Here is a 1,144-nt window from a genome sequence, read left to right on the forward strand (position 1 = left end):
TGGTTGTCTGTTGCAGCGATGCACTCAGCCATTTCTGCCCAAGTCGCGTTAACATTATCTAATGTCTTTAAGCGCCACTGGCCTTTGCCATCGTAGCCACCAAGTGTGCTCTTCAATACCATTGGTAAGCCAACGTGAGCGATCGCAGCGTCAAAGTCTTCACGAGAGTTAATCTCGTAGTACTTAGCATTTTTCACGTTTGCTTCGTCTAACAGGGCTTTTTCAAGGCGACGGTCACCGCCAGCTTTGATTGCTTCTGTTGTCGGTAAGAACTTACCGCTGCGCTCACATACCTCAAGAACATCGTGAGGGATATGTTCGAATTCAGCAGTAATGACGTCCGCACGCTCAATCGCATTGTCTAAGCCGTTGCCTAGAATCGCTTGCGTTAATGGGTGAACAATATTTTTGCTGCCAACATCAAAAGCAGAAATTTCAATATTCAGCGGTGCCCCAGCTAGGGACATCATGCGAGCAAGTTGGCCCGCGCCTAACACAAGAACATGCATTGGAATTAGTCCTCTGCAGGGTTTGGATTAGCAAGAACCGTTTCTGTTTGCTCAGAGCGGAACGCTTCTACTTTCGCCATCACCTCTTCATTGTGTGTACCAATGATTTGAGCGGCTAGGATGCCTGCATTGGCAGCGCCAGCTTCACCGATAGCCAGAGTACCTACCGCGATACCTTTTGGCATTTGTACGATAGAAAGCAGTGAGTCCATGCCTTTCAGTGCTTTAGACTGAACAGGAACACCAAGAACTGGGACGCTTGTGAAAGCAGCTGCCATGCCCGGAAGGTGAGCTGCACCGCCAGCACCCGCAATAATCACTTTAATACCGCGCTCTTTCGCACTGGTTGCGTAATCTGCAAGCAACTGAGGTGTGCGGTGAGCAGAAACCACTTTTGTTTCGTACGCCACGCCAAACTGATCCAACATTTCTGCAGCTAGCTTCATTGTTGGCCAATCAGATTTAGAACCCATGATAATACCGACAGTCATCTCAAACTCCTTCAGGTACGATTTAATTAGTGATTAGATATTTTGCGCGCATTATACGGGTAAAATTGCTTAAGGAAAACGTTTGCGTCAGTCTAAGTTGTTAATTGATACATTTTATAAACAAATAGCTTTAGTCACAGTGAA

The 1,144-nt window shown here is 46.7% G+C and carries 2 protein-coding genes; both read right to left on the reverse strand.

Annotated features, from left to right (window positions below):
• Nucleotides 1–509, reverse strand: a 509-nt coding sequence (locus AB4496_RS18400) for an ATP-grasp domain-containing protein (protein ID WP_372131580.1), incomplete at its 3' end; no start/stop codon positions are given.
• 5 nt (nucleotides 510–514) lie between these two features.
• Complete coding sequence (gene purE / locus AB4496_RS18405) at nucleotides 515–1,000, reverse strand: 5-(carboxyamino)imidazole ribonucleotide mutase (RefSeq protein WP_004735777.1); 486 nt, start codon at nucleotides 998–1,000, stop codon at nucleotides 515–517.
• Nucleotides 1,001–1,144 lie beyond the last annotated feature (144 nt).

The organism is Vibrio sp. 10N.222.46.A1 (assembly GCF_041473595.1).
GTDB classification, from domain to species: Bacteria; Pseudomonadota; Gammaproteobacteria; order Enterobacterales; family Vibrionaceae; genus Vibrio; species Vibrio tasmaniensis_A.

Bases quoted from the DNA above. Each gene is read 5' to 3' on its own strand.
- purE (WP_004735777.1), bottom strand. From the start codon at position 1,000: ATGACTGTCGGTATTATCATGGGTTCTAAATCTGATTGGCCAACAATG.